22 protein-coding genes are annotated in these 25,681 nt (G+C 64.0%); 19 read left to right on the top strand and 3 right to left on the bottom strand.

The annotated features are described in order from the left end of the window. Positions 1 to 2 precede the first annotated feature (2 nt). A complete protein-coding gene (locus tag JMY24_RS08880) occupies positions 3 to 998 on the bottom strand; it encodes an LLM class flavin-dependent oxidoreductase (RefSeq protein WP_128594796.1) in 996 nt (331 codons plus the stop codon). A 306-nt stretch (positions 999 to 1,304) separates the two neighbouring features. Here JMY24_RS08880 and JMY24_RS08875 point away from each other — a divergent pair, with 306 nt between their 5' ends. The 4 genes from JMY24_RS08875 (at position 1,305) to JMY24_RS08860 (ending at position 5,720) form a co-directional block, all read left to right on the top strand. Beyond that, on the top strand, positions 1,305 to 2,420 hold the full coding sequence (locus tag JMY24_RS08875; protein ID WP_128594797.1) for an LLM class flavin-dependent oxidoreductase: 1,116 nt from the start codon (positions 1,305 to 1,307) through the stop codon (positions 2,418 to 2,420). An 11-nt stretch (positions 2,421 to 2,431) separates the two neighbouring features. Beyond that, positions 2,432 to 3,277 (top strand): class II aldolase/adducin family protein, encoded by an 846-nt coding sequence (locus tag JMY24_RS08870; protein ID WP_236597350.1) that lies wholly within the window; start codon positions 2,432 to 2,434, stop codon positions 3,275 to 3,277. 236 nt (positions 3,278 to 3,513) lie between these two features. Beyond that, positions 3,514 to 4,122 carry a cysteine dioxygenase family protein gene (locus JMY24_RS08865; protein WP_128589877.1) on the top strand — a complete coding sequence of 203 codons (609 nt, stop codon included), beginning with the start codon at positions 3,514 to 3,516 and terminating at the stop codon, positions 4,120 to 4,122. Next, on the top strand, positions 4,119 to 5,720 hold the full coding sequence (locus tag JMY24_RS08860; protein WP_201701860.1) for a rhodanese-related sulfurtransferase: 1,602 nt from the start codon (positions 4,119 to 4,121) through the stop codon (positions 5,718 to 5,720). The genes JMY24_RS08865 and JMY24_RS08860 overlap by 4 nt, the downstream gene beginning before the upstream one ends. A gap of 237 nt (positions 5,721 to 5,957) precedes the next feature. Here JMY24_RS08860 and JMY24_RS08855 read toward each other — a convergent pair whose 3' ends face one another. Next, positions 5,958 to 6,869, bottom strand: coding sequence for a LysR family transcriptional regulator (locus JMY24_RS08855; RefSeq protein WP_201701858.1), 912 nt, complete (start codon positions 6,867 to 6,869; stop codon positions 5,958 to 5,960). Between the two features lie 163 nt (positions 6,870 to 7,032). Here JMY24_RS08855 and JMY24_RS08850 point away from each other — a divergent pair, with 163 nt between their 5' ends. The 15 genes from JMY24_RS08850 to JMY24_RS08780 all read left to right on the top strand — a co-directional run bounded on the left by JMY24_RS08850 (position 7,033) and on the right by JMY24_RS08780 (position 24,061). Further along, positions 7,033 to 8,019: an ABC transporter substrate-binding protein gene (locus JMY24_RS08850; RefSeq protein ID WP_128594798.1), complete on the top strand. Its 987-nt coding sequence runs from the start codon at positions 7,033 to 7,035 to the stop codon at positions 8,017 to 8,019. Between the two features lie 603 nt (positions 8,020 to 8,622). Beyond that, entirely contained in the window at positions 8,623 to 9,174 is a 552-nt protein-coding gene (gene bamE / locus JMY24_RS08845) for an outer membrane protein assembly factor BamE domain-containing protein (protein WP_193414888.1), read from the top strand. 38 nt (positions 9,175 to 9,212) lie between these two features. Next, positions 9,213 to 10,166, top strand: coding sequence for a patatin-like phospholipase family protein (locus JMY24_RS08840; RefSeq protein WP_128590813.1), 954 nt, complete (start codon positions 9,213 to 9,215; stop codon positions 10,164 to 10,166). Between the two features lie 334 nt (positions 10,167 to 10,500). Beyond that, positions 10,501 to 11,190, top strand: a complete 690-nt coding sequence (locus JMY24_RS08835; protein ID WP_128590814.1) for an ABC transporter permease — start codon at positions 10,501 to 10,503, stop codon at positions 11,188 to 11,190. A gap of 4 nt (positions 11,191 to 11,194) precedes the next feature. Beyond that, positions 11,195 to 11,908 (top strand): ABC transporter permease, encoded by a 714-nt coding sequence (locus JMY24_RS08830; RefSeq protein WP_128590816.1) that lies wholly within the window; start codon positions 11,195 to 11,197, stop codon positions 11,906 to 11,908. 78 nt (positions 11,909 to 11,986) lie between these two features. Beyond that, positions 11,987 to 12,778, top strand: coding sequence for an ABC transporter ATP-binding protein (locus JMY24_RS08825; RefSeq protein ID WP_201701856.1), 792 nt, complete (start codon positions 11,987 to 11,989; stop codon positions 12,776 to 12,778). Between the two features lie 24 nt (positions 12,779 to 12,802). Next, positions 12,803 to 13,852 carry a GlxA family transcriptional regulator gene (locus JMY24_RS08820; RefSeq protein WP_201701846.1) on the top strand — a complete coding sequence of 350 codons (1,050 nt, stop codon included), beginning with the start codon at positions 12,803 to 12,805 and terminating at the stop codon, positions 13,850 to 13,852. Positions 13,853 to 14,028: 176 nt separating this feature from the next. After that, positions 14,029 to 15,264 (top strand): aspartate aminotransferase family protein, encoded by a 1,236-nt coding sequence (locus tag JMY24_RS08815; protein ID WP_128594799.1) that lies wholly within the window; start codon positions 14,029 to 14,031, stop codon positions 15,262 to 15,264. A 55-nt stretch (positions 15,265 to 15,319) separates the two neighbouring features. Continuing rightward, the gene (gene aruF / locus JMY24_RS08810) at positions 15,320 to 16,378 is read left to right on the top strand and encodes an arginine/ornithine succinyltransferase subunit alpha (protein ID WP_128594800.1); all 1,059 of its coding nucleotides are present in this window, start codon (positions 15,320 to 15,322) and stop codon (positions 16,376 to 16,378) included. Further along, positions 16,375 to 17,412 carry an arginine N-succinyltransferase gene (astA, locus tag JMY24_RS08805; RefSeq protein ID WP_128594801.1) on the top strand — a complete coding sequence of 346 codons (1,038 nt, stop codon included), beginning with the start codon at positions 16,375 to 16,377 and terminating at the stop codon, positions 17,410 to 17,412. The genes aruF and astA overlap by 4 nt, the downstream gene beginning before the upstream one ends. Before the next feature lie 2 nt (positions 17,413 to 17,414). Further along, positions 17,415 to 18,878: a succinylglutamate-semialdehyde dehydrogenase gene (gene astD, locus JMY24_RS08800; RefSeq protein ID WP_201701844.1), complete on the top strand. Its 1,464-nt coding sequence runs from the start codon at positions 17,415 to 17,417 to the stop codon at positions 18,876 to 18,878. A gap of 9 nt (positions 18,879 to 18,887) precedes the next feature. Next, the gene (gene astB, locus JMY24_RS08795; protein ID WP_128594803.1) at positions 18,888 to 20,228 is read left to right on the top strand and encodes an N-succinylarginine dihydrolase; all 1,341 of its coding nucleotides are present in this window, start codon (positions 18,888 to 18,890) and stop codon (positions 20,226 to 20,228) included. Further along, on the top strand, positions 20,212 to 21,264 hold the full coding sequence (gene astE, locus JMY24_RS08790; protein WP_128594804.1) for a succinylglutamate desuccinylase: 1,053 nt from the start codon (positions 20,212 to 20,214) through the stop codon (positions 21,262 to 21,264). Before astB ends, astE begins: the two co-directional genes overlap by 17 nt. A 279-nt stretch (positions 21,265 to 21,543) precedes the next feature. Then, on the top strand, positions 21,544 to 22,350 hold the full coding sequence (locus JMY24_RS08785; RefSeq protein WP_128594805.1) for an ABC transporter substrate-binding protein: 807 nt from the start codon (positions 21,544 to 21,546) through the stop codon (positions 22,348 to 22,350). Between the two features lie 331 nt (positions 22,351 to 22,681). Continuing rightward, positions 22,682 to 24,061 carry an EAL and HDOD domain-containing protein gene (locus tag JMY24_RS08780; RefSeq protein ID WP_201701842.1) on the top strand — a complete coding sequence of 460 codons (1,380 nt, stop codon included), beginning with the start codon at positions 22,682 to 22,684 and terminating at the stop codon, positions 24,059 to 24,061. 150 nt (positions 24,062 to 24,211) lie between these two features. Here JMY24_RS08780 and JMY24_RS08775 read toward each other — a convergent pair whose 3' ends face one another. Next, entirely contained in the window at positions 24,212 to 25,669 is a 1,458-nt protein-coding gene (locus JMY24_RS08775; protein WP_128591730.1) for an HDOD domain-containing protein, read from the bottom strand. Between the last annotated feature and the right edge of the window lie 12 nt (positions 25,670 to 25,681).

Here is a 25,681-nt window from a genome sequence, read left to right as displayed (position 1 = left end):
GTTCACTTTCCGCTGGCCAATTCCTCGTGAATTTCCGCCCCGATCTCGAACGACCGCAGCCGCGCCTTGTGATCGTAGATCTGTGCGGTCAGCATCAATTCGTCGGCGCCGGTTTGATCGATGATCGACTTCAAGCCCTCGCGCACCGCATCGCGATCGCCGATCGCCGTGCATGCGAGCGAATGGGCAACCGAGTTCGATTCCGTCTCCGAAGCCGCGAGCCGCTCGACCGGCGGCTGCAATTGCCCCGGCGTGCCGCGCCGCAAATTGATGAACTGCTGCTGAAGCGACGTGAAAAGACGCTGTGCTTCGTCATTGGTATCCGCTGCAAAGAGGTTCACGCCGACCATCGCGTAGGGCTTGTCGAGCGTCTCCGACGGACGGAACTGCGAGCGGTAAACCTGCAACGCCGTCAGCAGATAGTCCGGGGCGAAGTGCGACGCGAACGCAAAAGGCAAGCCGAGCGACGCGGCGAGTTGCGCGCTGAAGAGCGACGACCCCAGGAGCCACAGCGGCACATGCAAGCCCGCGCCGGGCACCGCGCGAACCCGCTGGCCTGAGACCGGGTCCGCGAAATAGCGCTGCAATTCGGCGACGTCGTCGGGGAAAGAATCCGCGCTGCCTTGCAGATCGCGGCGCAGCGCGCGTGCCGTGGTTTGGTCCGTGCCCGGCGCGCGGCCGAGTCCGAGGTCGATCCGGCCCGGATACAACGACTCGAGCGTGCCGAACTGTTCCGCGATCACGAGCGGCGCGTGATTCGGCAGCATGACGCCGCCAGAGCCGACGCGGATCGTCTTCGTGCCGCCGGCCACATAACCGATCACGACCGCGGTCGCCGCGCTCGCAATGCCGGTCATGTTGTGATGCTCCGCGAGCCAGAAGCGACGGTAGTTCCACCGTTCCGCGTGCTGCGCGAGATCGAGTGTGTTTTTGAAGGCATCTGCGGGCGTTGCGCCCACGATGACCGGCGAGAGGTCGAGGACCGAAAAGGGGATCATTGTCTGTTCGCTTGCTGTTTCTGGCGCTTTCACGCGATGGAGCATTCTCCCAAAGCTTTCGGCTTTCTGCTTGCGCTGGCGCGATGCCCACGTTCGCGGAAGGGTCTGTCCACGCGAAGCCGGTCAAGGCGACGCAGAGTCGCTGCTGGAAGCGACGCCGTTACATGCAAAGTCGATATAGATATGGCTGATCAATATTTAACAAGCGCATGACTCGCTGCTACCTTGAACGCCTCCACAGAGCACGGCATTCCGCGTGCAATGCCGCTGCCCCGCCGGGCAGCAACCATTCACGGAGGCACTCGCGTGTCCATCGAATTCATCGGCATGATTCAGACCCGGAAGGTATCGGAAACGCATGCGCCGCAAGGGCCCGCTGTCGACGTCGACTATGTCGCGCAGTTCGCCCGCGCGCACGAGGCGGCGGGCTTCGACCGCATTCTCGTGCCGCACCATTCCACGAGCCCCGATGCGCTGCTCACCGTCGCGCATGCAGCCAGCGTGACGAGCAAGGTGCACTTCATGCTCGCGCATCGCCCGGGCTTTGTTGCGCCGACTCTCGCCGCGCGCCAACTGGCGACGCTCGACCAGTATTCGGGCGGCCGTCTCGCCGTGCATATCATTTCGGGCGGCGACGACGCGGAACAGCGCCGCGACGGCGACTTCCTCTCGCACGACGAACGCTATGCGCGCACCGACGAGTACCTGCACATCGTGCGTCGCATCTGGACCGAGGCGAAGCCGTTCGATCACCAAGGCCAGTACTATCGTTTCGAACAGGGCTTTTCCGAAGTGAAGCCGGTGCAGCAGCCGCATATTCCGGTGTATTTCGGCGGCGCGTCGGCGCCCGCGCTCGAAATTGCCGGACGTCATGCGGATGTCTACGCACTGTGGGGCGAATCGAAGGCGCAAGTGCGTGAGCAGGTAACACGCGTGCGCGCCGAAGCCGCGAAGCACGGCCGCACCGTGCGCTTCTCGGTGTCGTTCCGGCCGATTCTCGCCGCGACCGAAGCCGCCGCGTGGGAGCGCGCCGATCACATCCTCGCTGAAACGAGACGGCTGCGCGCGGCGCAAGGACTCGGAGTAGGCGGGCCCGCGCAAAGCGAAGGCGCGCGGCGTTTGCTCGCGGCTTCCGGTGATTCGGATCGCGCCGACGAACGCCTGTGGACCGGCATCGCGAGGGAAATAGGCGGACGTTCGAATTCGACCGCTTTGGTCGGCACGCCGCAACAGGTCGCCGAGACGCTCGCGGAATACTACGCGCTAGGCGTCTCCACTTTTCTCGTGCGCGGCTTCGATCCGCTCGAAGACGCGATCGACTATGGCCGCGAGCTGATTCCCGCGACGCGCGAACGCATTGCGCGCATTCGCAGCGCCGAGGGTGCCCAGGGCGCCGCGACCACCGAGACCGTGGCCGCGTGACCGGAGGCGCGATGACCGATCTTTCTCACGCACGTCCGACCGGCGAACGTCTTGCGCCCGGCGGCGAACCATCGACATTGAAGCGCCACGCACCGCTGCGCAAGTTCTGGTTCGACGACGTGCCGCCGCGCGAAGGCGTCGCCGAAGAGCGCCGTTACCGTCAGGAGCGGCTCGCGGTCGCGTTTCGGCTCTTCGCACGCTACGGCTTCGATCAGGGGCTTGCCGGTCACATCACCGCACGCGATCCGGAATGGCCCGATCACTTCTGGGTTAATCCGTTCGGCAAGCATTTCAGTCGCATCCGCGTATCCGATCTGTTGCTCGTCAATGCGCAAGGCGAGATCGTGGTCGGCGAGGGGCCGGTGAATCAGGCCGCTTTTGCAATTCATGCAGCGATTCACGAGGCACGTCCCGAGGTGGTCGCGGCGGCGCACACGCATTCGTTGTACGGCAAGGCGTGGTCCACGCTTGGCCGCAAGCTCGATCCGCTGACGCAGGATTCGTGCGCGTTCTACCAGGACCACGCATTGTTCGACGATTTTCGCGGCGTCGTGCTCGATACCGATGAAGGCGCGCGCATCGCTGCGGCGCTCGGCGGGAACAAGGCGGTGATTTTGAAGAACCACGGCATCCTGACGGCGGGTCCGAGCGTCGAGGCGGCGGCCTGGTGGTACATCGCGCTCGACAACGCCTGTCACGCGCAATTGCTCGCCGAAGCGGCCGGCGCGCCCCAAGCCATTCCCCATGAGATGGCCGCGCTCACGCACGAGCAGGTGGGCCGCGCGAACGGCGCCGTGTTCGCCTTCCAGAGCCTGCTCGAAGGTCTCGTGGAAGCGGAGCCCGACGTGCTGACCTGAGCGTCTTCGCGGGTGTCTCACGGTTTCATCGCAGCGCCGCTGTGGCCCGGCGACATCGCGGCGATATCGGCCGATATCGGGCAACGGCGGGCGACAGCGGCGCGACCACGATCGAGCGGCGTGCCGAACTCGCACCGCTTTGGACCCGATTCCTCAACGCGGCGCTTGATGCAGGTGCGCGAAGCGACTAGTGCCTGCCGCGCGCCGAACTTCCTCACTATTCTGTCAAGCTACCCATGACCCAGACTCTGAGGCCTGACCGGCTGCGCGCGTTCGTCGGCCGTATTGCGGCGCTCGTCGACGACGAAACGCCCGAAGCCGCGCTGCTCGAAGCGGGCGGTGCCGCGCTGCGCGAACTGATTGCGCACGACGACTGGCTGCCCGATGCTTTCGCGCGGCCCGACCCCGAGCGCTACCAGCAGTTTCTGTTGCATGCGGACTCGCGGCAGCGTTTTTCGATCGTCAGTTTCGTCTGGGGGCCGGGGCAGGCGACGCCCGTGCACGACCATACGGTGTGGGGGTTGATCGGCGTGCTGCGTGGCGCGGAAATTGCGCAGCATTACCGTGTCGCGCCGCATGGCGACCTGGTTGAAGAGGGCGCGCCGCGGCGCCTCGATACGGGCGCCGTGGATGCGGTGTCGCCGCGCATCGGCGATATTCATCGCGTGAGCAATGCATTTGGTGACCGTACGTCGATCAGCATTCACGTGTACGGTGGAAATATCGGAGCGGTGAGCCGCTCCGTGTATCCGGGCGGCGGTGGCCGCAAAAATTTTGTGTCCGGCTATTCGAACGACGTGTTGCCGAACATCTGGAATGTGTCGAAGGAGTCCCCGATCTCATGACATTCGAAAAAGATTTACGTACCCGATCTTATGCAGACGTGCGCCGCGCACTGCTCGAACGCGAGGAAATCGCGCTCGTCGATGTGCGCGAGGAAGATCCGCACGCGCGCAGTCATCCGTTGTTCGCCGCGAACCTGCCGCTGTCGCGGCTAGAACTCGATGCGCCGGTGCGCTTGCCGCGCCGCGCTGTGCCCATTGTCGTGCTCGACGACGGCGAAGGGCTCGCCGCCCGTGCGGCGGAGCGCCTCAGGAGCCTCGGCTACACCGACGTCGCGCTGTTCGAAGGCGGTTTGCAAGGCTGGCGCAAGGCCGGCGGTGAGCTGTTCCAGGACGTCAACGTGCCGAGCAAAGCGTTCGGCGAACTGGTGGAAAGCGTGCGCCACACGCCGTCGCTGCCGGCGCAGCAGGTGCAGGCGCTGCTCGATCGCGAAGAAAACGTGGTCGTGCTCGACGCGCGCCGTTTCGACGAATATCAGACGATGAATATTCCCGGCAGCATCAGCGTGCCTGGGGCGGAACTGGTGCTGCGCGCGCGTGAGCTCGCGCCCGATCCCACGACGCGGATCATCGTGAATTGCGCAGGGCGCACGCGCAGCATCATCGGCGCGCAGTCGCTCATCAACGCGGGCGTGCCGAACCCGGTCGCCGCGCTGCGCAATGGCACCATGGGCTGGACGCTCGCCGGGCAGCCGCTCGCGCACGGCAGTTCGCGACGGCCGCATCCCGTAGTCGACGATGCACTGCGTCTCGTCGCCGCCGACGGCGCGCGGGCGGTCGCCGATCGCGCGAAAGTGGGGCGCACGTCACGCGACGAAGCGCGCCGCTGGGCCGACGAAGCGGTGCGCACCGTGTACCGCTTCGATGTGCGCACGCCAGAGGAATACGAAGCGGGCCACGTACCGGGCTTTCGCCACGCGCCCGGCGGCCAGCTCGTGCAGGAAACCGAGATGTTCGCGCCAGTGCGCGGTGCGCGCGTGATTCTCGCGGACAGCGACGGCGTGCGTGCGAACATGACTGCGTCGTGGCTCGCGCAGATGAACATCGAGGTATACGTGGTGGACGGTCTGACCGCCGCCGACTTCGCCGAAAAAGGCCCGGCCCCTGCCGCGCGCCTCGCGCCCCAGCCACCCGGCGCCGACGAAATCGCGCCTGCGGAACTCGCCGCGCTCCTACAGTCGCCCGGCACGGTCGTGCTCGATGTCACGAGCAGCGCGAACTATGTGAAGCGTCATATTCCAGGCGCGTGGTTCGCGATTCGCAGCGAATTGGAGAAGGCGGTGCATAAGCTGCCGGACGCACAGCGTTATGTGCTCACATGCGGCAGCAGTCTGCTCGCGCGCTTCGCGGCGCCCGAGTTGGCGGCGTTGACCGGCAAGCCGGTGCAGGTGCTCACGGGCGGCACGGCGGCGTGGATCGAAGCGGGTCTGCCCGTGGAGAGCGGCGAGACGCGGCTGGCGTCGCCGCGCATCGATCGGTATCGGCGTCCGTATGAAGGCACCGATAACGCACGCGAGGCAATGAACGCCTATCTCGAGTGGGAGTATGGGCTCGTCGCGCAACTGGCTCGCGACGGCACGCATGGATTCCATGTGATCTGACGTTGGCGTTCAAGCCCGCGCTGCCACTGCCGTGCAACGCGGGCTGAACCAGGAACCAGCGACGAACCAGCGACGAACCAGCGACGAACCAGCGACGAACCAGCGACGAACCAGCGACGAACCAGCGACGAACCAGCGACGAACCAGCGACGAACCAGCGACGAACCAACGACGAACCAACGACGAACCAACGACGAACCAACGAAGACAGCAAGCACGCAGACACGCAGACACGCTTCAAGCCGCGCGTTGCGTGCGGGCCTCCTTGAATTGCCGTTCGATCGCCGCGCCGAACCGCTCGACCGGCTGCTGCAATTTGCCGAGCACACGCGGGTGCACGAGCCACATATCGATCAGCGGCTTGAAGTCGCTGATCGTCACCACGTCGAGTTTATCCGCGTAAGCGCTGCCAACCAGCAGCGGCATGGGTACGAGCCCTAAGCCATGACCATCCGCGACAAGCTGCAGTTGCAATTCCGTGCCGAGCGTTTCCAGATTCAGCTTGAGCGCGAGACCGAGGCCCGTCAGCGCGCGCTGCAGGCCGTCGCGGAAACCGCAGCCATCGGGATTCAGAACCCAACCGGTCGACTGGCATTGCGCAAGCGTATGCACGCGCTTTTTCAGCAGGCCTTTGCGCGCCACCACCGCAAGCTTGATGCGGCCAAGCGAGCGCGCCGACAACGCGTCGCCGAAGGTTTTGTTGGCAGGCAGGAGGATCGCGGCGGCGTCGAGTTCGCCATCTTCGAGACGTTGCAACAACTGGCTGCCCCAGCCGGTCGACGCGCGCGCCTGCAACTCCGGGTAAGCCGCTTTCACCACGCGCAGCGCTTCGCCGAGCGCGATGTCGGCGATGGTTTGCGCCACGCCTACGCGTAGCGTGCCGACGGGGGGCGTATCGGTCGCGACGATTTCGCGCAGCACGTCCAGTTCGCGCTGAATCACGCGGCATTGTTCGTAGACGACCCGGCCGGTCGCCGTCGCCTTCAGGGGACGCGTGTTACGGTCGAGCAATTCGACGCCGAGCGCTTCCTCGAAATTCTGCAGGCGGCGCGTGATGGCCGGTTGCGTGAGGCCAAGCGTGAGCGCTGCCTGCTGCAGTGACTCACAGCGAATAACGGTGACGTAGGCGTCGATTTCGTCGATCTTCATAATGAGCGGTGAGATGGTTCATGCGCCCGATGATAGGCGCGTCGCCGTTTTTTCAAGCGTCGCGCGTAATAAAAATTCGCATATTTGCATAGAAGAATAATGCGTTTGTCTTATACGGGCCGCTCGCTTATCGTCGCTGGAAACTCATTCGCAGGCCTTCCACATGACGCTATCCGGTTCTCTTTTCGCGACGCTCTCCGCGCTGCAACGCACGCTTGTCAAACCGCTCGCCGCCGCTGTGCTGGCGATTCCCGCTCTGCTATGCGCGACGTCAGCAAATGCTGCGGATCTGCCCGTGCTCAAGGTCGGCGATCAATCGTTGCAAACGCGCGGCATTCTGGAAGCTTCGGGCCAGTTGAAAGACTTGCCGTACAAGATCGAATGGTTCAACTTCCCGGCAGCCCAGCCGCTTGGCGAAGCGTTGAATGCAGGTGCCGTGGATGTCGGCGGACTCGGAGACGCGCCGCTCGTATTCGCGCTCGCTGCCGGCGCGCGCGTGCGGGCCGTCGCCGCGACCCGGTCCAATCCGCTCGATCTCGCCATCGTGGTCGGTCCGCATTCGCCGCTCACCGAGGTCGCGAATCTGAAGGGCAAGCGCCTTGCCACGACGCGCGGCTCCATCGGCCACTTTCTCGCGCTCGCCGCACTGAAGAAAGCGAATCTGTCCGCGAGCGACGTCAGGTTTGTGTTCCTCGCGCCGGCCGACGCAAAGGCCGCGCTCGCTTCGGGCAGCGTCGATGCGTGGTCGGTTTGGGACCCGTACACGGCGCTTGGCGAGTCGCGCGATCACGACCGCATCATCGCGAACGGCGTGGGTCTGTCGGAAGGGCTTAGCTATCAGGTCGCGACCGAGGCCGCGATTGCGGCCAAGCGGGCGCAGTTAGCCGACTTTCTGCGGCGCGTGGCGACGGGTCAGCGCTGGGCGCTCACGCACCCCGACGAAGTCGCGGCGATGCAGTCGCGCGTCACCGGCTTGCCGACCGACGTGTTGAAGACCGTTTATCAGCGCGGTCAGGTGCATCCGGTCGCCATAGACGATAGCGTCGTGGCCGCGCAGCAGCGCACCGCCGACACCTACGAGGCGGCCAACGTAATTCGCGCGCATCTGGATGTGCGTGCGAGTTTCGACCGCAGTTTTTCATTGCCTTGATCGTTCTCTCGCGACGAAATCCTCTGCAAATTCGGTGTAAACGCGCTCTCGTCTAAACCGTCCGATCCCGTTAGATTAACGTCACTTGGAAGACTTATCGAGGGACCAGGACGGCCGAACAAGCAGCGGTTCGCCACTTCCGGCGATGGCGCAAGGTGAGCGGCCAAGGTCGTTCATCGCCGCGTCGGAACCGGACCGCTGCGCGTCGTCCACGCTGTCGCCCCGGTCTTTGGCATCTTCCACAGTCCCGTCTTTCCGCGTGTCCCTTGCTGCTGCCGACGTACCTACCGTACCGGTGCAGGACCTCATTGCCGCCACGAGCCCGGGCGACGCTTCGCACAGCGTCGCCTTTTTGCTTTCTGTTGCGTCTGTTGCTGTTTGCAATAAATCTCCCACAGACAGCCTGATCCTCCAAAAAGTGCCTAACGTCCCGCGTTTTTCGCACGCCAGCACCGGCATCGCCCGGTTTTGGCGCACCGGCGCTCGCTCGCGGTTTTTGCCGCACGCGGTTATCCTGTAGCGCGTTCCAAAGGAAGTCCCTTTGGTGAATCACTACACGAGCGGTGCGCACAGTCGCGCTCGCATCGATACAGGAAATTCGCTGTGAGCCTGAAATTGCCTATTGCCGCCATGCTGGCCGCGTGCATCGCGCTCACTGCTTGCGACGACCAACAGAGCGAGCGCGCCGTGCAAAAGATCAAGGAATTCTTCAACGCCGTGAAGCCCGACGCGTTGCTGCTGAAGAACATGACGCCGGGCGTCACGACCGAAGCGCAGATCCGTGAGCAGATGGGCAAGCCCGAAACCGAGCGCACCTATACGGACGGCTCGAAACGCTTCGAATATCCACGTGGTCCGCAAGGTCTGAATACGTACATGGTCGACATCGACCGTGACGGTAAGCTTCAATCCATCACGCAGGTGCTGACCGCGGCGAACTTCGGCAAGATCCGCATCGGCATGAGCGAGGACGAAGTGCGGCGCCTGCTCGGCAAACCGGGCGAAATCGCGGTATTCCCGCTCAAGCCGGAGACGGTGTGGAGCTGGAAGTGGCGCGAAGGCGGCGTGACGGAAGAAGGCATTTTCAACGTGCACTTCGACCAGAACAGAAAGGTGTACACGACATCGCGCTCGGACGTGGTGCGCGGGCGCTAGAAGCAACGACAAGACAGACGAATGGAAGGCGGGGAATCATGATACGTCGACGTCGATACAGCCGTATCGGGCTGGTGTTGGGGGGCGGCGCGGCGCGCGGCTGGGCGCATATCGGCGCGATTCGCGCGCTGCACGATGCTGGCATCAAGCCCGACGTGGTGTGCGGCACATCGATCGGCGCGCTGGTCGGCGCGGTGTATGCGAACGGCGATCTCGACTGGCTCGAGGAGTGGGTGTCGCGCCTCACGTGGCAGACGGTCGTGCGACTGCTCGACTTGCGCCTCTCGGGCGGGCTGCTTGGCGGGCGCAAGGTCATCCAGCTTTTCGCCGACAAGTTCAACGGCCGTTCGATCGCGCAGTTGAACATGCCGTTCGCGGCGGTCGCCACCGAACTCGACTCGGGCCGCGAGAGCTGGCTGCAGGACGGCAGTGTGGTCGACGCGGTGCGCGCGTCGATTGCGATTCCTGGCATTTTCACGCCGGTTTGGCACAACGGCGTATGGCTCGTCGACGGCGGGCTCAGTAATCCGGTGCCGGTGTCGGTCGCGCGCGGCATGCGGGCGGACTGTGTGATCGCCGTCGATCTGAACAACGACATTCTCAACGGCCGCGATTTCGGCGGCGCGGTGGTGGACACCCCGTCTATCGATCCAACCGCACCGCCGCCCGTGTCGCTGCGCCGTAACGGCAAGCCGTGGCCGCGCTGGCTCGCACCCGCCGAGGAGCGCGTCACCGACGACGTTCGCGTGCCGCCCCCACCGAGCGCGCGCGTGCCTTCAATGCTGAGTTCGATCGCGCAAAGCATCGACATCATGCAGGTTCGGATTACCCGCAGCCGCCTCGCCGGCGAGCCTGCGGACATTCTGATCCAGCCGCGTCTGGGCGGCATGGGCATTTTTGACTTTCACCGCGCGGCGCCGGCCATCGAGGAAGGGCGCGCGGCAGTCGAATACATGCTGCCGGCAATTCGCGCGCGGCTCGGCATCGAATAGCAGCGGCGCGCAATGCGCCCCTACGCCGCGCTTGAGTGCGGCCCTTCGCTCCGCGCGAAGCCCGCGCCCTCTATCGAAAAAGCGACCTCAAACTTGCGAAATCGCGGCGGCCACGGCTGCCCGCGCTGCTCGTCGTATTGCTCGAGGCGCCCCCGTACCAAGCGCCGTCGGCCGTGCGACGCCGTCATCTCGGGTTTGTTGCGTCGCAGCAAATGCCACGGCCGCCTTTGAGAATTTAATTTTCGCTTGCGAGACTGCGCGCCATGCAGGATGAGTCGGGGCGTTCGAGCCGACGACATCCATAGGAATTCAACGAACCTGGATGGAGACACGCGTGGTGCTATACGGCTTTGGTCCGGTATTACTGGCCGGCACGATCCAGACGGTCGAACTGTCGGTCCTCTCGCTCGCAGCCGCCGTGGTGCTCGGCCTCGCGGGCGCGGCGGCGAAACTCTCGTTTAACCGGCCGTTGCGCGCGCTCGCCACCGGCTACACGACGCTGATCCGCTCGGTGCCGGACCTCGTGCTGATGCTGCTGCTCTTCTATAGCATCCAGATCGGGGTCAACAATCTGACCGACGCGCTCGATCTGCCGCAGTTCGACATCGACCCGTTCGTGGCGGGCGTGCTGACGCTCGGTTTCATTTACGGCGCGTACTTCACCGAGACGTTTCGCGGCGCGTTTCTCGCGGTGCCGCGCGGCCAGCTCGAAGCGGGCAGCGCTTACGGCATGAGCGGCGTGCGCGTGTTCGCACGCATCCTGTTTCCGCAGATGATGCGTTTCGCGCTGCCGGGCATCGGCAACAACTGGCAGGTGCTCGTGAAAGCGACGGCGCTGGTGTCGATCATCGGTCTCGCGGATGTCGTCAAGGCCGCGCAGGACGCGGGTAAAAGCACCTTCAACATGTTCTTCTTCATTCTGATCGCTGCGCTGATCTATCTCGCGCTGACGACTGTCTCTAACCTCGCGCTGATCTGGCTGGAACGCCGCTATTCGATCGGCGTGCGGCACGCGGAGCTTTAAGACCATGATCGACATTCTCAATCAGTTCTGGCGCGCGTTCCTCTACTGGGACGGTCAGCGCATATCCGGCCTTGCGGTCACGTTGTGGCTGCTGGTAGCGTCCGTCGGTATCGGCTTCTGTCTCGCGATTCCGCTGGCAGTCGCGCGCGTGTCGAGGAAGCGCTGGCTTTCCACGCCGGTGCGTCTTTACACTTACGTGTTTCGGGGCACGCCGCTGTACGTGCAATTGCTGCTGATCTATACCGGCATGTATAGCCTCGAATTCGTGCGTTCGCATCAACTGCTCGATGCGTTCTTTCGCAGCGGTTTTCACTGCGCGATTCTCGCGTTCGCGCTGAACACCTGCGCGTACACCACCGAGATCTTTGCTGGCGCGATCCGCTCGACGTCGCACGGTGAAGTGGAAGCGGCCCGCGCCTACGGCATGAGCTGGTTCACGATGTACCGGCGCATTGTGATACCGTCCGCGCTGCGCCGCGCTTTACCGTTGTACAGTAACGAGGTGATCCTGATGCTGCATGCCACGACGGTCGCGTTCACGGCCACCGTGCCGGACATTCTGAAGGTGGCGCGCGACGCGAATTCGGCCACTTATCAATCGTTCGACGCGTTCGGCCTTGCGGCGCTGATTTATCTCGTGGTGTCGTTCGCCCTCGTCGCGTTGTTCCGCCGCGCCGAGCGTCACTGGCTCGGCTACCTGGCGGTGCGCACGCATTGAGCGCGCCGTGTTTGCAGCAGGCGGTGCGATACAAGCGCGCCGTCGACGTTCGATCCGTATTTTCACAGGGAGAGCATCTTGCTCCACACCACGCAAACCGAAGCTTGCAAGCTCGCCGTGCAGGACATCCACAAGCGCTACGGCGACAACGAAGTGCTCAAGGGCGTATCGCTCAATGCGAACAAGGGCGACGTGATCAGCATCATCGGCGCGAGCGGCTCGGGCAAGAGCACCTTCCTGCGCTGCATTAATTTTCTCGAGCGGCCGAACGCCGGGCAGATCATCGTCGACGGCGAAGCGGTCAAGACGAAACCCGACCGCGCGGGCAATCTCGAAGTGGCCGATCACAAGCAATTGCAGCGCATCCGCACGAAGCTCGCGATGGTGTTCCAGCACTTCAACTTGTGGGCGCACATGAACGTGATCGAGAACATCGTCGAGGCGCCGATTCATGTGCTCGGTTTGCCGCGTCGCGAAGCCGAGGAGCGCGCGCGCGAATATCTCGAGAAAGTGGGCCTCGCGCCACGTCTGGAAAAACAGTATCCGTCGCACCTGTCGGGCGGTCAGCAGCAGCGCGTGGCGATCGCGCGTGCACTTGCAATGGACCCTGACGTGATGCTGTTCGACGAGCCGACTTCCGCGCTCGACCCCGAACTGGTCGGCGAAGTGTTGAAGGTCATGCAGAAGCTCGCCGAAGAAGGGCGCACGATGATCGTCGTCACGCACGAAATGGGTTTCGCGCGCAACGTGTCGAACCATGTGATGTTCCTGCATCAGGGCCGCACGGAAGAAGAAGGTCTGCCCGCCGAGGTGCTGAGCTCGCCGCGCAGCGAGCGGCTCAAGCAGTTCCTCTCCGGCAGCCTGAAGTAACGCTCGCCGATTTCTATTTAACCGATGGCTCGTACGTCCAGCCCCGCGCGCACCATGCAGGTTGCAATCGTGGCATTGCCGCCTGTGTCGATGTCGGGCGTCGGGCCGATTGTCGACGCGCTCAATCTCGCCAATGAAATCGACGGCCGCGCGCTGTACCGCGTGCAGGTGTGCTCGTGGGACGGCCGCGCGGTGCCGCTTGCGGGCGGCGCTCAATGGCCCGCCGACGCGGCCTTCGGCGACGCGGTTGTGTGCGACTGGCTGATCGTGGTCAGCGAACGGTTTCAGCAATTCGCCGACTACCGCCTGTTTCTCGCCAGTTTGTCGCGCGTCGGGCAACGCACGCCGCTCGTCACCGGCATTCATCACGGCGTGTGGTGGCTCGCGATGGCGGGCCAGTTGTCCGGCTATCGCGTGAGTGTGAACTGGGAAACGTATCAGCAGTTCTCCGAGCAGTTCGAGCGCTCCATCGTCACCCAGCAGATCTTCGAAATCGACCGCGATCGCGCCACTTGCGCGGGCGGTCAGGCGACCGTCGACTTCATGCTCGCGATGATCGGCCGCGAGCACGGTCCGGAACTCGCGGATCGCATTGCGGATACGCTCGGCGTAGGCGTGTTGCGCGCGGGCGAGGAGCGTCAGCGCATACCGTTCGTGACAGCGCCCGGCGAGCGTCATCCGCGCCTGAACGATGCGTTGTTGCTGATGGAAGCGAATATCGAAGATCCGCTCACCACCGACGAAATCGCGGGTCTCGTCGGCGTTTCACGACGCCAGCTGGAGCGCCTGTTTCGCCAGTATCTCGGCTCGATGCCGTCCAAATACTATCTTGGCCTGCGCCTTTCGAAGGCGCGCACGCAATTGCAGCGCACCAGCAAGTCGGTCGTGCAGATCAGTCTGGCTTGCGGGTTTTCGTCGGCGGCGCATTTTTCGAATGCTTATCGCGAACGCTTCGGCGTCACGCCGCGCGAGGACCGCCGCAACTGGATCGACAAACAGACCGGCGCAAGCGGCGCTGCGGCCAGCGAGCCGCGCGCGGGTGCGCTGATCGAGCCGCCGGATAGGGGCGATTGAAAGGCGGCCGGGCGCGGCTCGCTGGCCGCAGCCGATTGGCCGCGCGGCGAAGCTGGCGGGCTTACCGCCCGCGGCGCGGGCCGAACCTCATAGAAAGCGTCGCGTATGCGCAAGACGTAACGCGTGCGGTTTCCTACACTACCTGTACTACCTCTCACCTGTAACGAGGATTTGCCATGAACGACCTGACTGTGACACGCAAGACCTTCGACGAAGTCATGGTGCCGGTATTCGCACCCGCCGCCTTCGTGCCGGATCGCGGTCTCGGCTCACGCGTCTGGGATACGCAAGGCCGCGACTATATCGACTTCGCCGGCGGTATCGCCGTCACCGCGCTCGGTCATGCGCATCCCGAACTGCTGAAAGTCTTGCACGAGCAGGGCAGCAAGCTCTGGCACATCGGTAACGGCTACACCAACGAGCCGGTGCTGCGTCTGGCGAGGCGTCTCGAAGAACTGACGTTCGCCGACCGCGCTTTCTTCGCGAACTCGGGCGCGGAAGCGAACGAAGCCGCGTTGAAACTCGCACGCCGCGTCGCATTCGAGCGTCATGGCGCCGACAAATTCGAAATCATCTCGTTTACGCAGTCGTTCCATGGCCGAACGTTCTTCACCGTCAGCGTGGGCGGTCAGCCGAAGTATTCGGAAGGCTTCGGGCCGGTGCCGCAAGGCATCGTTCACTTGCCGTACAACGACATCGAGGCCGCGAAAAAGGCGATCGGCGCGAAGACCTGCGCGGTCATCGTCGAGCCGATTCAGGGCGAAGGCGGTGTGATCCCCGCCGATCCGGCGTTCCTCAAGGCGCTGCGCGAAGCCTGCGATCAGCACGGCGCCCTGCTGATTTTTGACGAGGTACAAACAGGCGTCGGCCGCAGCGGTTACTTTTACGCGTATCAGGACACGGGCGTCACGCCCGACATCCTGACCACCGCGAAGGCGCTCGGCAACGGCTTTCCGATCGGCGCGATGCTGACCACGAACGAACTCGCCGCGCACTTCAAGGTCGGCGTGCATGGCACGACTTACGGCGGCAATCCGCTCGGTTCCGCCATCGCGGAAAAAGTGGTCGAGCTGGTCAGCGATCCGAAGCTGCTCGAAGGCGTGCGTACCCGCAGCGAAGTGCTGAAAGGCCACCTCGCGAAGCTCAACGAGCGCTTCGGCCTGTTCGACGAGGTGCGCGGCAAGGGCCTCCTGATCGGCGCGCAACTGACCGACGCCTACAAGGGTCGCGCGAAAGACTTCGTCACGGCGGCCGGCCAGCATGGCGTCATCATGCTCATGGCAGGACCGGACGTGCTGCGCTTCGTGCCGTCGCTGATCATGCCGCTCGACGACATGAACGAGGGCTTCGAGCGTCTCGCCAAAGCTATCGCCGACGTGGTCGGCGCGAAGGCCGAAGCCGCGTCCAAGTGAACGGCGGTTCGAACGCTTCGCATGGGTTCATGCGTCACATTCAACAGGAACGATGATGCTCTTCGTACGCCCCGGCCGCCTCGCCGATCTCGATGCGCTCGAACACATGGCGCGCACCGCGCAACCGGTGCTGCATTCGCTACCGCACGACCGGCGCGCGCTCGAAGCACGCGTCGCGTTGTCGGAAGACTCGTTTCGCGCGGAGGTCGATTTTCCGGGCGAGGAATTCTATCTGTTCGTGCTCGAAGATTCGGAGAGCGGCAAGCTGATGGGCACGGCGAGCATCGTCGCCGCCGCGGGTTACTCCGATCCGTTCTATGCGTTTCGCAACGACGCGCTGATTCATGCATCGCGTGAACTGCACGTGAACCGCAAGATTCACGCGCTCACCATGTCGCATGAACTGACCGGCAAGAGCCGGCTCGCGGGCTACTACATCGACCCGTCGCTGCGCGGGGACGCCGCCGCGCATCTCATGTCGCGCGCGCGAATGATGTATATCGCGGCCAATCGCAAGCGCTTCACGCCCGAGGTGTTCTCGCTGCTGCTAGGCGTCACCGACGAAAACGGCGTGTCGCCGTTCTGGGAAGCGGTGGGGCGCAAGTTCTTCGGCCGCAATTTCGCCGACATCGAAATCGAGTCGGGCGGGCGCAGTAGAACGTTCATCGCCGAAGTGATGCCGACGTACCCAATCTATGTGCCGTTGCTGCCGGAAGCGGCGCAGCGTGTGCTCGGCGAGCCGGATTCGAAGGCTCTGCTCGCGTACGAAATTCATCTTGAAGAGGGTTTCGAGACCGATCGCTTCATTGACATCTTCGATGCGGGCCCGGTGCTCACCGCACAGGTGGATCGCAGCGCCTGCGTGACCCACAACGAAACGCGGGTGGCGCACGAGGCGGCGGCCGGGGCCAACGGCTCGACGTATCTGATCGCCCACAATGGCGCGGACGGTCAATTCCGCTGTGTGCTCGGCGAGTTGCCCACGGCGAGGAACGAAGGCGCGCCGCTTGCGCAGCCGGCGCGTGCGGCGCTCGGCGTGCAGGACGGCGATACGGTGCGCTGCGTGCCGCTGCATCGGCCGGAAACGAATGAACAATCGGGAGACGCGCAATGATCGTCGTTCGCGTGGTGCAACGAGGCGATGTCGACGCGTTGATGCGGCTCGCGCAGGAAACGGGGCCGGGGCTCACCACATTCAAGCCGGATCGCGAGGCACTTGCGGCGCGAGTCGAACGTGCGCGCCGCACGATGGAAGACAAGGCCGAGCCCCATGAAGCGGGCTACTTCTTCGTGATGGAAGACACGGCAACCGGCGACGTGGCCGGTGTGTGCGGAATCGAAGCGGCAGTCGGTCTGCAACAGCCGTTCTACAACTATCGCGTGAGCACAGTGGTGCACGCGAGCCAGGACCTGGGCATCTGGACGCGCATGCGCGCGCTCAACATCTCGCACGACCTGACCGGTTATGCCGAAGTGTGTTCGCTGTTTCTGAGTCCGCGATATCGCACGAGCGGTGTGGGCGGCTTGCTATCGCGCTCGCGCTTCATGTTTCTCGCGCAGTTTCGTGAGCGTTTTCCGCAGCGCCTATGTGCGGAATTGCGCGGGCATTTCGATGCGGAAGGCACGTCGCCGTTCTGGCGCGCGGTCGGCTCGCACTTCTATCAGATCGATTTCAACGCGGCCGACTATCTAAGTTCGCATGGACGCAAAGCGTTTCTTGCCGAACTGATGCCGCGCTACCCAGTGTATGTCGAGTTGTTGCCGCAAGAGGCGCAGCAATGCGTCGGCCTCACCCATAACGACACGATTCCGGCGCGCCGCATGCTCGAAGCGGAAGGGCTGCGTTACGAAAACCACGTCGATATTTTCGATGCCGGTCCGGTGCTCGAATGCCATATCGCCGACTTGCGCACGGTGCGCGAAAGCGTGCTGGTGCCGGTCGAGATTGCCGACGTGCCGGCGGGCGCGGCGCAGGATGCACCGCGCTCGATGGTGTCGAACACGTCGCTCGGCGATTTTCGCGTAGGCGTGGCGGCGGGCGTGCCGCAAGACGGCGTGTTCCGCATGAATGCGAGAGAAGCGTCGGCGCTGGGCGTCAACGCAGGCGACCAGGTTCGGGTGCTGTCGCTGAAACATAAACAAGGATGATCATGAGCGAGCTTTTCATCGACGGCGAATGGGCCGCCGGCACAGGACCCGCATTCGCGTCGCGCAATCCGGGCACGGGCGCGACGGTGTGGGAAGGCAATAGCGCCTCCGCGGACGACGTGGACCGCGCGGTGCGCAGCGCGCGCCGCGCGTTCGCAACCTGGTCCGCAGCGAGCCTCGACGAGCGGTGCGCGGTAGTGCGCCGCTTCGCCGCGCTCGTCACCGAACGCAAGGAGGCGCTCGCAGAAGCGATTGGCCGCGAAACCGGCAAGCCTCTATGGGAAGCGCGCACCGAAGCGGCCTCGATGGCTGCGAAAGTCGAGATTTCTATTCAGTCGTACAACGAGCGCACTGGCGAAAAGCGTTCGCCGATGGCAGACGGCACAGCGGTATTGCGGCATCGCCCGCACGGTGTGGTGGCGGTGTTCGGGCCGTATAACTTTCCGGGTCACTTGCCGAACGGGCATATCGTGCCGGCGCTGATCGCAGGCAACGCGGTCGTCTTCAAACCGTCGGAACTCGCGCCCGGCGTGGCGGCGCTTACCGTGCAGACGTGGCGCGACGCGGGCTTGCCCGCCGGCGTGCTCAATCTCGTGCAGGGTGAAAAGGACACGGGCATTGCGCTCGCGAATCACCGGCAGATCGACGGCCTGTTTTTCACAGGAAGTTCGGACACCGGAACATTGTTGCACAAGCAATTCGGTGGACGTCCGGAGATCGTGCTTGCGCTGGAGATGGGCGGCAACAATCCGCTCGTGATCGGCCCGGTCGCGGACCTCGACGCCGCCGTGCATCACACCATCCAGTCGGCGTTTTTGTCAGCGGGACAGCGCTGTACTTGCGCGCGCCGTATCTTCGTGCCCAACGACGCGTTCGGCGAGCGCTTCCTTGCGCGCCTTGTAGAAGTGACGTCGCGCATCAGCGTCGGCGAATACAACGCCGAACCGCAGCCTTTCATGGGCGCGGTGATTTCGGCGCGCGCCGCTTCGCGGCTCGTCGCGGCGCAGGAGCGTTTGCTTGCCGACGGCGCACACGCGTTGTTGAAGATGGAGCAACGCGATCCGAAGCTGGGCTTCGTCACGCCGGCCATTCTCGACGTGAGCGCTGTGAAGAATCTGCCCGACGAGGAGCATTTCGGACCGCTCGCGCAGATCATCCGCTACGGCAGCTTCGACGAAGCGCTCGAAAAAGCCAACGACACGGAGTTTGGCCTGTCCGCAGGACTGCTCGCCGACGACGAATCGCTGTGGACGCATTTCCAGCGCACCATCCGCGCGGGCATCGTCAACTGGAACCGGCCGACTAATGGGGCTTCGTCGGGTGCGCCGTTCGGCGGCCCAGGCCGTTCGGGCAATCACCGGCCAAGCGCCTATTACGCGGCCGACTACTGCGCGTACCCGATGGCTTCCGTCGAAAGCGCGCAACTGCAAATGCCCGCGAGCGTCTCGCCGGGCCTCCAATTCTAAGGATCGACGATGCAAGCCACTGAAGCCAATTTCGACGGTCTGGTCGGCCCGACGCACAACTACGCGGGGCTGTCGTTCGGCAACGTCGCGTCGCAGAACAACGAGAAGTCGGTTGCGAATCCGAAGGCGGCCGCGAAGCAGGGGCTGCGCAAGATGAAGCAGTTGGCCGATCTCGGTTTTCATCAGGGCGTGTTGCCGCCGCAGGAACGTCCGTCGATGCGTCTGTTGCGCGAGCTGGGTTTTTCCGGCGACGACGCGACGGTGATCGAGCGCGTGTCGAGGAACGCGCCTGAGTTGCTGGCCGCGGCGAGTTCGGCGTCGGCGATGTGGACCGCGAATGCGGCGACGGTGAGTCCGTCCGCTGACACGCACGACGGCCGCGTTCATTTCACGCCGGCCAATCTGTGCAGCAAGCTGCATCGCGCGATCGAGCACGAATCGACGCGCCGCACGTTGCGCGCCATTTTCAGCGACGCCGATCGCTTCGCGGTGCACGAGGCGCTGCCCGGCACGCCGGCGCTCGGCGACGAAGGCGCGGCGAATCACACGCGCTTCTGTTCGGAATATGGCACCCGTGGTGTCGAATTCTTCGTGTATGGCCGCAGCGAGTATCGTCGCGGGCCGGAGCCGAAGCGCTTTCCCGCGCGTCAAACGTTCGAGGCGAGCCGCGCGGTCGCGCACCGTCACGGTTTGCAAGACGAGGCCACGGTGTACGCGCAGCAGAACCCGGAGGTGATCGACGCGGGCGTGTTTCATAACGACGTGATCGCGGTCGGCAATCGCAATACGCTGTTCTGTCACGAGCTTGCGTTCGTCGAGCAGAACGCGGTGTATGACGAATTGCGCGCGAAGCTCGCGGGTCTGAGGGCTCAGTTCAATGTGATCGAAGTGCCCGACGCGCAGGTGAGCGTGGCAGACGCCGTCTCGTCGTATCTCTTCAACAGCCAGTTGCTGACGCGCCCCGACGGCAAGCAGGTTCTGGTGGTACCGCAGGAGTGCCGCGAAAATCCCCGCGTGGCCGCTTACCTCGACGACCTGACATCGCATACGGGTCCTATCGACGACGTGCTCGTGTTCGACCTGCGCGAAAGCATGAAAAACGGTGGCGGTCCTGCTTGCCTGCGCCTGCGTGTCGTGTTGAGCGATGCGGAACGCGCGGCCGTCACACAAGGCGTGTGGATCGACGACACCTTGTTCGGCCGGCTCGATTCGTGGATCGAAAAGCATTATCGCGACCGTCTCGCCCCCGCCGATCTTGCCGATCCGAAACTGCTCGTCGAATCGCGCAGCGCACTCGACGAACTGACGCAGATTCTGGGACTCGGGTCGCTCTATGACTTTCAGCGCTGAGCGCTACGCGCAGCCCGCGATGCTGGACGATTTCCTCTCGTACACGCTCGCGGGCACGCTGCCTTCCGCGAACGAAACACAGGGCACGTGTGCTGGCGGCGTGCGCTGGTCGTGGCTCGACGACGGCGTTCTGTTGATGGAGCCCGCGGTACTTGCGGCGGACACGCGCAGCGTGCTGGCCTCGGCGGGCGTGCATGGCGACGAGACCGCGCCGATCGAACTGCTGTCTTATCTCGTGCGCGACATAGCGCGCGGCGAGGCCGCGTTGACGTGCCGTCTTCTGGTGATTCTCGGCAATGTCGATGCAATGCGCGACGCGTGCCGTTATCGCGACGACGACCTCAATCGCCTCTTCAGCGGCCGGCATCTGCAACTGCCGCACAGTTACGAAGCGCCACGCGCGGCCGCGCTCGAACAGGCGGCGACGCAGTTCTTCGCCACCGCATCGCGGCAGCCTGGAGCACGGTGGCATATCGACATGCACACGGCAATCCGCGCGTCCGCGTTCGAGCGCTTCGCGTTGCTGCCGCATACCGGCAGGCCGTTTTCGCGCGCGATGTTCGAGTGGCTCGCAGAGGCGCGCATCAGTGCCGTGCTGCTGCACACCACGAAGGGCAATACGTACTCGCATTTCACCGCGCAAGCGTGTGAAGCCGAAGCCTGCACGCTCGAGCTGGGCAAAGTGCGCCCGTTCGGCCAGAACGACCTGACGCGTTTTGCCGGCGCCGACGAGGCGTTGCGTCATCTACTCGCGGGCACGAATGGCCGCACGCGTGCGGAACTGCCGCGCGCCTTCACGGTGATCGATCAGATCACAAAGCACAGTGAAGCGTTCGAATTGCTGGTCGCGCCCGATGTCGCCAACTTCACGCCGTTCGGCAAGGGCACGTTGCTCGCACGCGATGGCGACTATCGCTACGTCGTGCAACACGACGAGGAGCGGCTGGTGTTCCCGAACGCGACCGTCAAGCCCGGCTTGCGTGCCGGGTTGATGGTAGTGGACACCACGCACGACACGTTGTCGAAGCTCGTCTAACGGCGCCATTCGCATGAACGGCGGCCGCATCGGCGCTGATGTTTTTGCGTGCACGCGACATCAAGTTGCGGCTTTGCATGTGCGCTTGAATCTGCGTTCCGCTTAGCGCCTTGACGCAGTTGCCCGCAGGCGCGGCGCGCCCGCCTGTACAATCCCCGCCTCGCGGCTGCTGCGCTGCACCACATCGGCCGCACGAGTTTGAATCGCATTTTTGGCGCGGCAATCATGCCTGTCCGGATTCGGCTCCGTCTTGTTCAATACCGTAGAGGAACACCCGCAATGAAGATGAATTGGCGAAACACGGCCGCGCTCGCGCTATTCGCGACGGCAACGGCGACAGCGACAGTAACGGCAGGCACCGTAGCGGCGGCAGAGATCAAGGAAGTGCGCTTCGGTGTAGAAGCGTCGTATGCGCCGTTCGAATCGAAGTCGCCGTCGGGCGAGTTACAGGGTTTCGACATCGACGTCGGCAATGCTGTCTGCGCGAAGCTGAAGGCCAAGTGCGTGTGGGTCGAGAATTCGTTCGACGGTCTCATTCCCGCGTTGCAGGCGCGCAAATTCAACGCGATCAACTCGGACATGACGATCACGGACCAGCGTCGTCAGGCAGTGGATTTCACGGACCCGATCTACACGATCCCGAATCAGATGATCGCCAAGAAGGGCAGTGGCTTGCTGCCGACGCCCGCGTCGTTAAAGGGTAAGCATGTCGGCGTGCTGCAGGGCACGATCCAGGAAACGTACGCGAAGGCGCGCTGGGCGCCCGCGGGTGTCGACGTCGTGCCGTATCAGACGCAAGACCAGATTTATGCGGACCTCGCGTCCGGTCGTCTCGACGCATCGTTCCAGGACGCCGAGGCTGCGTCCAAGGGCTTTCTGAAGAAGCCGCAAGGCGCGGGCTTCGAATTCGCGGGTCCGGCTGTCAGCGACGAGAAACTGCTCGGCGCGGGCGTCGGCTTCGGCATCCGCAAGGGCGATGCGGCGCTGAAGGACGCATTGAACCAGGCGCTGAAGGAACTGAAGGCAGACGGCACGATCGACCGTTTCGCGGCGAAGTACTTCGATGTGAAGGTGGTGCTCAAGTAACGTATCGCCGCGCCTAAGATGAACGGCCGCTAGTTGCGGCCGTTTTTATTCCAGGTCAGAAGACCGCGTTTTCCGCGCTTACGAAATTTTTGCTGATATTGTTTTCTCGACATGCCCGTGCAAGACTGCCTGCGCTAGAATCGCCGGACGCGCTGCCGTCGCAAACGATAAATCAGGCGCAATCTGTACGGTGGTGATGCCAGGACAGCGATAAGACGGGCATAAAGCGGCAGCAATAAGGCAGCAACAATAAGGCAGCAACAATAAGCAGCAGCGATAAGACAGCCATAACAGCAACAAGCGCCGGGGCGGCGCCTCGCGGGGGACCAGAATGAGCACCATTGCAGTCGAAAATCCGGGCCATGCGGGCGCCACGGACGATGAGCAGTTGAACGCCAGCTTCGCACGGCAACCCATCCTCAATCGGGACGGCATGCTGTGCGGTTACGAGCTCAAGATACGCGCGCCGGAAATGCCGGCAGAACCGCTACCGGACCTCGACCTCGACGCCGACGCTGACAGCAACGCGGACGACGCCAGCGGCAGGGCGGGCCGGGCGCCCACGCCCGCGCAGCGCGTGGCGCGCGCAATTATCCGCGGCCTCACCCAGAGCAATGTGCGCGGCGCGCTGACCGGGCATCCGGCGTACATCGACATGAGCCGCGACATGCTGTTCGACGACGCGATCGAGCGGTTGCCCGCCGAGCGCTTCCTGTTCGAACTCCCGCCCAACCTGGAAGTCGACGAGGAACTGATTGCGCGCATCGTGCTCTTGCATGGCCGGCGCTATCGTTTCGTGCTCGACGAAGTGACGCAGCCCAACGAGACTTTCGCGAAGCTGCTGCCCTATGCGGAGGCCATCAAGATCGACATCACGCGCGCACCCGCCGCGCTGTTGCCGAAGCTGACGAGCGTGCTCAAGTCGGCGGGCAAGCTGCTGATCGCATCGGGGCTCGACGCGCAAGCCGACTTCGAAACGGCGCAGGGCCTCGGCTTCGACCGCTTCCAGGGGTATTTCTTCGCACGCCCGCAAACCGCGCTGACCCGGCGCGTCAGCGCGCCGCGCCATGCGCTGCTGAATCTCCTGCAACTGCTCGCGGGCGACCCGACTGTCGCGCAGCTCGAAGCGGAGCTCAAGCTCAACCCCGTGCTGGTGATGCATCTGATGAAGCTCGCGAATTCCAGCGGGCTGGCAGTCGGTCATAAGGTGACCACGCTGCGCGAGGCGATCAACGCAACCGGCACCGACCGGATCGCACGCTGGACCCAGTTGCTGCTGTATGCAGACGGCCGCAAGGTCGCGCTCGAAGACGATCCGCTGCTGCAACTCGCGGCGACCCGCGCGCGTTTCATGGAACTGGCGATCGAACGCTTGCCGGAAGCCGGCCGCGACGAAGCCGACGCGGCGTTTCTCACCGGTGTGTTTTCATTCGTCGACGCGGTGTTCGGCGGCTCGCTCGAAAGCACATTGAATGTGCTCACGCTGTCGCGTCCGATTCAGGCGGCGATTCTTCAACGCGAGGGCGCGCTCGGTTTGTTGCTGGACACCGTCGAGGCGCTGGAAAGCGGCTCGTGGGACGAGCTTGCCGCACTGTGCGCGCAGCTTGCGCCGTTGACGGTGGAAGAGGTCGCTCAGATGGGGCTCGCGGCCGGCGCCTGGGCAGGTGTCGCGGACCGCAGCGCGGAAGGCCTGGAAAGAATCGAGGACTGAAGCTCGGAGATTAAAGCGGATTAAAGCGGATTGGAGCGATGCCGGCATGCAGCGCAAACCGGCATCGCGAATCTGACTTGCAAAATCAGGCGTCGGGCAAATGCAGAAGCAGGAGACTCACGTACCGTGATCAACGATCACGCCACGTCTTTACATCGTCTCCATTTCCCGCATCTGCCCCAGGCCGAAAAAACGGCCTAACTCCTTGGCCAGTTCGTTCAGCACGCTCATCTCTTTCTGCGAGATGCGACGTGGCTCCTGAGTATGAGACCAGTCGCCGTAAAGCAGCGCGACAGTCTGGTCGGTCTCATCCACCACCGGTAACAGCACGAAGGCGCGGGCGTCGTCGAAAGAGCGGCGGAACCATTCGGGCAGACGCGCGACCATTTTCGGATCGCGCGCGTTTTCGATGAAGATGCCCACCGAATTCGCTATAGCAAGGTGGAACACGTCGGGTTCGAACGCCGAACCGAACGTGAGCTTGGGCAGCGCCGCGTCGATCTTCGGGCCGAGACCCAGGCGGGCGCGGAAGGTGCCGTTGCTGTGCTTGACGAACACCACGGTGCGCGCAAAGCCGAGCGCCGCGAGGACCGTTTCGGAAGCCATGCCGAGGGCCGGCGCGAGCGAACTGCCGTCGGGGAGGGCGCGCAGATCTTCGACGCCTGCCGCAATGCGCGCTTCCGGGTTCATCGCCTCGCGCGCCATTGCGTCCGCGTTCGCGCGCAGTTCGACAATTTCGCGCATCACGCCGTCGCCGCCTTCCTCGCGGGCAAGAGCGACGCTCATTTCGAGCAGCACTTCGGGATCGGTGTTGAGCGCGCGGCTATATTCCTGCGCGAGTTCGGCGATGCGTGCCTCGCGCTCGAAGTCGGGCACGTTCTGCTGCGTGAGGACGTCGGCGACCGCCGTCGAATAATTGGTGATCGCGCGCAGCCACTGTACCTGGCGCGGCTGCTCCGTGTCCTGCGGATCGAACTCGCCCATGCCCGAGCGGATCATGTCGGGCAGGCGCCAGCGCACCGCGGCTTCGGCGCCGATTTCGTCGAACGTCACGCCGAGCACCAGCACACATGCGTCCGTTTCCAGCGTGCCGCTGTCGATGTGCCGGCGAATCTGATCCCATTCCGCGTCGAGATAGAAGACCACCAGCAGCTTGCCGATTTGCCGCATCAGCGTGCAGACCACGGCTTCCTCGCCGGCACGCAGATCGCCGCGCTCGGTCAGCTTGCGGGCAACGCAGCCCGAGAGCAGCGTGCGGTTCAGTTCGAGCTTCGCGTCGATGCGGCGCGGCGCGCTGTGATGAAAGTGATCGACGATCTTCAGGCCGACGACGAGATGGCCGACCGCGTCCATGCCGAGCACCATCAGCGCGCGCGACACCGTGGTGATATTGCCGCCGAAAGCCATATACATGGCCGAGTTCGCGAGACGCAGCACCTTTTGCGTGAGCGCGAAGTCCGAGAGCACCACCTGCACGAGGCCGGTGAAGTCGAGGTCGTCGTTGTTCATCGCCGCCATGGTGGTGCGCAGCGACTGCGACAGCATGGGGAAATCGCCGCGCTCGCTCATTCGCGTCCAGAGCCGGTCGAGCACAGCCGCCTTTACCATGTGAGTCCCGCA

This window comes from Paraburkholderia kirstenboschensis, from assembly GCF_904848585.1.
Classification (GTDB): Bacteria; Pseudomonadota; Gammaproteobacteria; order Burkholderiales; family Burkholderiaceae; genus Paraburkholderia; species Paraburkholderia kirstenboschensis.
The sequence above is the reverse complement of the archived record's forward strand: the minus strand, read 5'-3'. Positions and strand labels throughout refer to the sequence as shown.